At 46.9% G+C, this 8,719-nt stretch carries 6 protein-coding genes; 2 read left to right on the forward strand and 4 right to left on the reverse strand.

Annotated elements, in window-relative coordinates; all coding sequences use genetic code 11:
* On the forward strand, positions 1-961 hold a 961-nt coding region (locus IQ235_RS11535), incomplete at its 5' end, for a GUN4 domain-containing protein (protein ID WP_264321613.1).
* A gap of 8 nt (positions 962-969) precedes the next feature.
* Here IQ235_RS11535 and IQ235_RS11540 read toward each other — a convergent pair.
* Positions 970-1,866: a hypothetical protein gene (locus IQ235_RS11540; RefSeq protein ID WP_264321614.1), complete on the reverse strand. Its 897-nt coding sequence runs from the start codon at positions 1,864-1,866 to the stop codon at positions 970-972.
* A 310-nt stretch (positions 1,867-2,176) separates the two neighbouring features.
* Between IQ235_RS11540 and IQ235_RS11545 the strand changes: the two genes are divergently transcribed.
* Positions 2,177-4,015 (forward strand): FG-GAP-like repeat-containing protein, encoded by a 1,839-nt coding sequence (locus IQ235_RS11545; RefSeq protein WP_264321615.1) that lies wholly within the window; start codon positions 2,177-2,179, stop codon positions 4,013-4,015.
* 104 nt (positions 4,016-4,119) lie between these two features.
* Here IQ235_RS11545 and IQ235_RS11550 read toward each other — a convergent pair whose 3' ends face one another.
* From IQ235_RS11550 to IQ235_RS11560, 3 genes are all read right to left on the reverse strand, one after another.
* On the reverse strand, positions 4,120-5,727 hold the full coding sequence (locus tag IQ235_RS11550; protein WP_264321616.1) for an ArnT family glycosyltransferase: 1,608 nt from the start codon (positions 5,725-5,727) through the stop codon (positions 4,120-4,122).
* Between the two features lie 19 nt (positions 5,728-5,746).
* Complete coding sequence (locus tag IQ235_RS11555) at positions 5,747-6,673, reverse strand: homogentisate phytyltransferase (protein WP_264321617.1); 927 nt, start codon at positions 6,671-6,673, stop codon at positions 5,747-5,749.
* A gap of 220 nt (positions 6,674-6,893) precedes the next feature.
* On the reverse strand, positions 6,894-8,719 hold a 1,826-nt coding region (locus tag IQ235_RS11560), incomplete at its 5' end, for a choice-of-anchor Q domain-containing protein (RefSeq protein ID WP_319592577.1).

Consider the following 8,719-nt stretch of genomic DNA (forward strand, 5'->3'; position numbering starts at 1 on the left):
AAGTCGGGGGATTTCCTACAAAACAGCATGGCGGCAGTGGAAATCGGGACGCCTCGACGGCTACCAACTTCCCAGCGGTGCGATATTCGTTCGAGTAGACCCCGCGAATATCCCTCTTTGCTTGGTGTGCGATACTTCCTTAAAATCATTAATGTCAGCCTCCCCATTGAATTGTCCGGTTTGCGGTTGGGTTGTCAGTTGGGCTGATGCAAAATCCCTAATTGAACGAGAACAAATAAATTGGGCGAGAAAAATGTGGGCGAAATGCCAGTCTGGGCAGTCGTCGAACCATGATGTTGCCTTCTCGCGTTTAGAACTCAGGCTAGATGCACTACAGGTACAGTTGCAACGGGCAACTGAAGAACGTCAATACTTACAATCTCAACTGGACTGGGTTTTAGAGTGGCTCGATCGCACTAACCCAGATCGAATTGCGCAGATGCTACTAAATATAGAAACACAGTCGAGTGAGGATTTTGAAAGTACCCTCCAATCTGAGGTGGGGTTGGACTATAAACCGTTGCGAGAATTGCTGGTTGCCCGACAGTGGCGCGATGCCGATGCCATGACGAGATCGCTGATGTTGCAAGGGATGCAGCGAGAAACAGAGGGTTGGCTAACCCCAGAAGATATCGAGCATTTTCCCCCAATGGACTGGCAAACTTTAGATTGGCTGTGGTACGAATACAGCGGCGGACGGTTTGGATTTTCGGTGCAGCAGTGGATGTGGCAAGAAGTCAGCGGCGATTACACGGCTTTTTGCGATCGCGTGGGTTGGCGCAACCGGGAAAACTGGCTGTACTACGACGATGTGCGATTTGACATCGATGCACCTGCCGGACACCTCCCCATTCTCGGTTGGCAAAAGCGATCGTGTTACGGAATCGGTGGGGGAACTGCCGCTGAAATAATGGCAAGTTTGGTAGCTAAATCGGGGAATATGGAAGCTGGGGAAGATTGAGTGATGCTCTAGCGCTTCACTGTAAACTTTGAGTAATCTCCCAACCACTCAGACTTCGGTCTAAGTGAAAACCATAACATTTCTAACACTCCCCAAGTTATGCTCTTACGGAGCATAGAGCGTCTTTGCTCCATTCGTTTGCTTCGCTCTTTCTCAAAGTAAGTTTCCGTCTTGATATCTCGAATCAATTCCAAACCCAAGTCATTTGAGGCTCGATCTCGCCCGTCTATTAGCGATTGAAGCAGTAAATTGACTGATGCATTCCCCATTTGTTTGACCAGATTGCGAGGTTGTCGTAAAAAGGCGTATGAGATAGCAGACACGTAAGAGCTAGAAGATATATTTGTTACGGCTAACGACCAGCGCATTTCTAAAGAACAAGAAATGCTACATAACATTGGTGAATTACTAGTTTGACCCACTTCTGCAAAGCAAAATTTTTGAGGATGGGCAAATAACCTTGCCATACCCTGAATAGATGGAGATGTATAGTCAGTTAATTGGATAAAACCAAGCTGTTCGAGTTCTGAAGTATAACGATTTAATTCATCTCGATTGAGAAACGACCAAGACTCAGCTCGGGTAGCAACAAACTTTAAAGGAGGCATCGCTGTTTCTAGAAAGAGGAACTTAGCAAAAACTTCTAGCAGTATAATTAGAGGCAGTATCGACAGAATTCGTAAAGCAATGGAAGCCGGAACATCAATTTTAGTTAGAATCGAGTAAATCCAAGAAGAGATAGAGTAGCCGAAGGAATTCCAAGCGATGAAGGCTGTAATCATCACAGCCCATCGTACAAGTTTATTCTTTAGCATATTGATGTCTAATGAGTGAATTATTGTCGTGAAAATTGTTGTCCGAAAATCCTCAAAGCTCGTACAAACATGCCCTTTCAAGGTAAGCATTCAGATATCGAGGCGCGATCGCTCTTGTCAGTCAACCAGCATCGTAAGTAAGGTTTTTAGCGCCAGCCTGGGCGATCGCGTAGCGTCTCGGTCGGAGAAGGCTATACGATCGCGTTTCCCCTACCCAAAACGCCAAACCCGACTTGTATCTGAAATAGAACCTGAATCTTGACCTTTTAAGATCTCTGCATCTTTCGCACCCAAAAAATATTTGGCAACTTCTGCATAAGTTCCTCCGTCCGAGACGTACAACTCTATTAAAGCAACTCTATATGAAGAGTCTTACCATCGACTGGGAGGAAATGCGATCGTGGCAGTTATTAATGGAACCCCAGCTAGTGAAGTGCTGCAAGGCTTGCCCGAAGACGATATCATTCGGGCGCTGGCGGGAAACGACACCTTATTTGGAGATGAGGGTAGCGATGCGCTATTCGGCGATGCCAACCGCGACGTGCTTATCGGTAGCGGCGGCAACGACACCCTAATTGGTGGGACGGGAGACCCCCAAACCAATGATGGCGATGAAGCCGATGCGCTGTACGGCAACCAGGGAAATGACTGGTTATTCGGGAATCGGGGAAACGACACCCTCGAAGGGGGCAAGGGAAATGATACCCTTTTCGGTGGTAAGCAAACGGATATTCTGCGCGGTGGCGAGGGTGATGATGTGATTTTCGGGGATTTGGCCCCCAGTGATGATGTGACAACATTCGATCGCACCGATTATCCCGCCAATACAGCCCCTGGCAGCATTGTCGCCGCCGATATCGATGGCGACGGCGATGGGGATTTGGTGGTGGCAAATCCCGGTATCGATCCGAGTTTCGTTTCCCCCGGTACCGGCAATACCCTTTCGATTCTGCGCAACAACGGTGATGGAACCTTTAGCGTACCCACAACTGTAACAACGGGTGTGGGGCCTTCCGTTACTGCTGGAGATTTCGATGGCGATGGGGATATTGATTTGGCGACGGCCAACAGTACCGACAATACGGTATCGATTCTACACAATGATGGTGCGGGAAATTTTGCCCCGCCGGTCAACTTCGCCACCGGAGACCGACCCTTCATCCATCCGCCGGCGGATATTGACGGCGATGGCGACCTAGATTTGATAACTACCAATACCGTTGCCGTCAACTTGGATACGGGAATCGATATCGGTAATACAATTTCTATTGCCCGCAACGATGGCGCGGGAAATTTTGCCCCGCCGGAAGTCCTCACCGTGGGGAATGGGGTGGCGGGGGTTATTGCCGCCGACTTGGATGGCGACGGGAACCTGGATATCGTGACGGCGAATGAAGGTGGCAACACCCTCTGGGTTCTTCGCAATACCGGCAATGGGACGTTTGCCGCACCGACGACTCTCGGGGTGGGGGTGCGTCCCATCGACGTGGTGGCGGCGGATTTAGATGGGGATGGCGACCTGGATTTGGCCGCCAGCAATTTTGGCGGTGCGTCGGTAACGGTTTTGTCCAACAACGGCGATGGAACCTTTGCACCGGGGGTTTCCTTTGCCACCAATGAAGTTCCCAGCAACTTGGCGGCTGAGGATTTAGACGGAGATGGAGACCTCGACTTGGCGATGCTTCATGCCTTTTTTACCACCCGAACGGGGGAAACGGGAGGCAGCACGATTTCAATTTTGCGCAATAACGGTGACGGAACCCTCAGCGCGCCGGAAAGCTTCCCGGTGGGGAATACTCCCGTGGGATTAGTCATCACCGACTTGGACGGAATTCGTCAATCGGACTTAGCTACGCCGAATTTCGATAGCAACAGCGTGACGGTGTATCTCAATCAAGCGTTAGTGTCTCAGGGGGATACCCTAACCGGTGGTGCGGGTGCGGATGATTTCGTCTTCAACCGACCGGGTGCCGACGGCGATACGATTACTGATTTCCAATCTGGCATCGACGAGATTCAGATTTCGGCTGCGGAGTTCGGTCTTGCACCGGGTCAGATTACCGCCGACCAGTTCGCCTTGGGTAGCGTGGCGGCCGATAGCGGAGATCGCTTCTTATATAATGTCGGCACGGGAATTTTGCTGTTCGACCCGGACGGAACGGGGACTGCCACGCCTTCGGTGTTGGTGACCCTAGCCGGTGCGCCGACGCTGGCGGCAACGGATATTATCGCTGTTTGAGGCATTTTCGATGCGATCGATATTCCCGATCGCTTCACAATACCGTACGGGGTTCGATTTCTGCAAATTTTTGGATGGACTGATGCAAAACCCACACGGGAGAATTAACCTTCACAGTCCATCGAAGAAACTTGTCCTCGCTGGAAAAAATAAACCCCCAATAATCGATTTTTTTCTTGCCACGAAATCACTTTAAACTCTTGACGATCGCTTCCGGTCACGATCGCATAGTCTTTAACCTTATAAGTTGAATTGGGAATGTATTCCAATCGGAGATCCTCGACGACAAAAGTATTCGTAATTTCGTTCATCTCCTGGAGGATTTGACACGCTTTTGCTTTGCCATCTTTTGCAATTGAATGCATTTTGTACTGAATGTTAGGAAGTTTTTCCGAGAAGTAGACTTCCGCATCGTTTTTAGCCCAATTGGGGGAGGGGTTGAAGAAAATCTTATATTTTTTGATATTAAATGCTTCGATGGCTTGAGTCGCTTCTTTATAATGTCCGCGAATGATAAAAACTTTGTCTGAAATGAGAAAGCCTTGAAAAATCAGTATCGTACACAGAGCGGTAACACCAAAGAACAGATAAATATTCTTTTGGAAAATGGCTTCGTTTCCATTGCGACTAGCTTGTACTTTTTGATAAATAAGGGTAAAAAAATAGGCTAAACCGATGGAGAAAACAGCCAAGTAATAGAATGTCAAAAAACAGGTGTATCGAGGATGCGAAATGGCAGACCCTAAAGGTGCTTTTAAGACTCCACCCATTAATAAAGTTAAACTTGGAGGGATAACTAGCAAATTGGCTAGATTTTCATCTTTCTTACGGGCAAAATAATAACCGAGAATTAAAACAATCGAACAAAGAAGAAAATAGAATGAGAGTATTGCCGTGCTTTTTATATTTTGAGCAATGTAAAAAGAGATGATTTTGCGAGGTGGAATGCTTAAAAAGGATAGTAAATGAAGTTTGGGAACAATTTGCCCAAAACCCGATGAATAACTGTTACTTAAACTCGAAATTGCAGGAATATAAGCAATACCGCATAATGCGATAGATAAAATTGCCGAAATCGATAATTCAATTCGACGAAATCCTTTTAAGTAAAAGAATAAGACAAGATAGAAGCTACAAGACAGCAGAACGAAAGGAATAAAGTTATAAATCGCTAAAAAATTAACGATCGAAAAGATTAGGATACTTTTTCTAAATCGTGCTGAATTTTCTCGATCGCCAATTGCTCGATAAGCCATGATTAAGGCGATAACGCTAAATAAATAGCAAAGACCGTAACCTCTAAGTTGAGAAACGATTTTAATATGTTCCGAGCAAAGTGCGGCAAAAACAAAAAATAAAAGTGCTTCGAGTTTACCGAGTTTCGACTTGAGGAAAAAGAAGAAAAGAATTGATGCAAGTATGCCAGCAATCAATGATGGCATTCTAAGCATAACCTCAGAAAAACCAAATATCTTATAGGAAATCCAAGCAAAAATACTATTTAAGATATGATTTGCAGGGGAGAAACGATCGCTCCAAACAATTTGAAGTAATCCTTTTTTGATGAACGAAAAATAATTATTGGATTCATCGTTCCATAAACCACTATTTATTTTATCGATTCGAGTGACAATGGTATAAGTTAGAGTCAAAAAAGAAATAAAATAAAAGAGTTTGTCTTGCCAAATTGTTCTCGATAGTCTTACAAACATACGACCTCCGTTCTAAATTTTATAAAAAACACGCAGCCGAAAAAATAATATATTCTAGAAAAAATAACTTCCAAATAAACTGATAGCAACTAGCAATCTCGCGTTTTTCGTTCAGATCGACATTTTGCGATCGCCACCAAAATAAACCCAGGATTCCCAAATGGGTTGTACTTAGAAAAACAGGATTAATTTGGGGTAAAAAGAAAAAGCCACTCATTGCCATTGCCAAATAGCATCCCGTTAGTACCCACCGGGCGAGGTTAAACACCGATTGCGTTCCCAGTCTAAGGGTGAGAGTTGTAATATTATATTCTCGATCGCCTTCAATATCGGGAATATCTTTAAAAATGGCGATCGCGAAGGTAAAAACGAGTACAAATAATGTCAGCGCCCGAACTTCTTCAATTACGGGAAACCCACCATTAAAGTGTAAAAATAGTCCCAAATTAATTACCACACCGCGCACGGTGAAAATACAAAACGAAGCCCAAAATGGAAATCGTTTTAAACGAATGGGAGGCAAAGAATATGCCGTTCCTAGAAATAAACTCGTTCCCACCGTTGCCAGCAACCAGACACTCTCAAAAGTTGCAATAAAAATGGCGAGAAGTCCAGTTATCGCCACAATCCAAGTTCCCTGCTTGGGGGAAAACTCTCCCGCCGCGATCGGCAAATGGGGTTTATTAATTCGATCGATTTCGATGTCTTCGAGTTGATTGAGTCCGACAATATAGATGTTGCCGCAAATACAGGCTAGCCAAGTCAAGGCAATATTAATTGCGATTGAAATGTCGAAAAATTCCTCAAGTCTTTGCCCTCGACTCAAGGCGATCGCCCACAACCCTAAGACACTTAAACTCGTGCCAATAATTGTATGGGGACGAGAGAATTTCCAGAGAGAATATAGCCAAGGGGTGGAAGAGGAACTCGAAGCAGTTTGGCTCATGAAATCGATCGATTGAGATGAATATCGTCGGGATAGATAGATTATAAACCAAACGAGATCGAGATGTTCTATTGTCGAGCCTAAATTAGAGGTTAGAAATTAGAGGTTAGAAATAATTTCACCGATCGCTTATTATGAATAACTTCTGATTGAAAAAGGAATGCGCGGCAACCCGCACATCCCCAAGATCGACGAAGACACGAGGGAAACTAAATCAACTTCAAACGAAGTCGAATAGACTCGAATCATTAAGATCTAAACCAAAAACGAATTGCACGATCGCAATTCGTTCGCCACCGTTGAGTAGAATCTCCGTATCTCCAGAAACCTCCACCAAATTGTAATCACCAGCACTGCCGTGGAGTTGGATGATATCCTCAGAATTGAAATCGGCGATCGCCGCAAAGTCTGCCGCACCGTCGCGATCGTAGTAAGCTTGGGTAGCATTGCCGAGTACGAAGCGATCGCTTGCCTCTCCACCGGTCAGCAAATCCATTTCCCCATCACCGGGATTGGCACTAAAGCGCTTCACTCCGTAGAGGATATCTTCGCCGCGACGACCGTCGAGGCTGTCGTTGCCGTTACCGCCGACGAGGGTATCTTCATCCCCGCCACCGAGGAGGCGATCGTTTCCATTGCGACCATCGAGGAAATCGCGATCGTTCTCACCCCGCATGAAGTCATCTCCCTGACCGCCGTAGAGACTATCGTTGCCCGAACCGCCAACAATCGTATCGTTATCGCGCTGACCGAATAGGATATCATCTCCGGCTTTACCGTTAATGCGATCGCGACCGTCACCGCTTTCAATGGTGTCATTCCCATCCGTTCCCATTAACACATCGTCACCGGGAGTTCCCATAGGGGGTTGGGGCAGGCTTTGAAGTTCAAACGCTCCGATATCCGCACCGGCACCGAAAATGCGATCGAACCCGACACCCCGTTGGTCGTAGGAGACAAAACCGGGATTGCTGCCGGCATCGATCGCCGAACTGCCATCAAGCAGTGCGTGAGTGAACGTCAAACCTTCATTATCTTGCAAGGGACCCAGAAGCGGATCGATGGAATCGCTGTCCGTCCCCACCAAGTTGCCATTGACGTCATCCGTCAACCCCGTACTCCCGGTTCCATCGCCGATGAGATTGAAGCCGCTGTTGGGATCGACATCTCCCGAAACATCGGGATGACTGCCATCGGAACTATGATTATCGATGTTTGCCGCCACGATCGTACTGGCAAGTTGGGTATAACCGGAGGCATCGGTGAAAATCCCTCCACCTTGAAAGGCGACATTCCCAGTGATGGTGCTATTTGCCGCATACAGGTTACCCCGATTGTGAATACCCCCACCTCCGTATCCTTCTCCAGCTTCTTCTGCAACTGAATTACCGCTAATGGTGCTGTTGATAAGGTAGAGGGTGGAATCACTGCTGTTGGCAATACCCCCGCCAGCTTCATTCGCCGAATTGCCGCTGATGGTGCTGTCAACCACCAGCGTGTAGTTATCGTTATTGATACCTCCCCCAAAGGAAGGGATATCGTTATCGGCGATCGTACTGTCGTAGACATATAGGAAGCCATTGTTCTGGATACCCGCACCGTCCGTTGCGCTGTTATTGACGATCGAGCTAGTATCAACGTTGAAACTGCCTTGGTTGAAAATTCCTCCGCCAAAATCTGCACTATTCTCGCTGAGAGTACTGTTTCGCAACGTTGCCAAACCCCGGTTGAAAATTCCGCCACCGTCGTTCCCTTCGTTGCCTTGAAGCAGCGCGAAGGATACATCGAGTTGACTATCGGTATCGTTGAAAAAACCGCCTCCGTAACCCTGTGTGGTATTCTCGGTGACTTCTAGCTCGGAAAGATACACGGTGCCACCGGCGGTATTGTAAACGCCACCGCCTTCTGAATCGGCAGAATTGTCGCGAATCCCCGCACGACTGACGGAAACCGTACCGCTAGCATTGTAAATGCCCCCTCCGGAATCCGATGCGGTGTTATTGAGAAGGGCAAACTCACTGAAGTTAGCCGTAGCACCATTGCTAT

The organism is Zarconia navalis LEGE 11467 (genome assembly GCF_015207075.1).
GTDB lineage: Bacteria > Cyanobacteriota > Cyanobacteriia > Cyanobacteriales > Geitlerinemataceae > Zarconia > Zarconia navalis.

What these genes read in the sequence shown, in the direction of transcription:
- IQ235_RS11540 (WP_264321614.1), bottom strand. Translation starts at nt 1,866, where the DNA reads ATGCTTACCTTGAAAGGGCATGTTTGTACGAGCTTTGAGGATTTTCGG.
- IQ235_RS11550 (WP_264321616.1), bottom strand. Translation starts at nt 5,727, where the DNA reads ATGTTTGTAAGACTATCGAGAACAATTTGGCAAGACAAACTCTTTTAT.
- IQ235_RS11555 (WP_264321617.1), bottom strand. Translation starts at nt 6,673, where the DNA reads ATGAGCCAAACTGCTTCGAGTTCCTCTTCCACCCCTTGGCTATATTCT.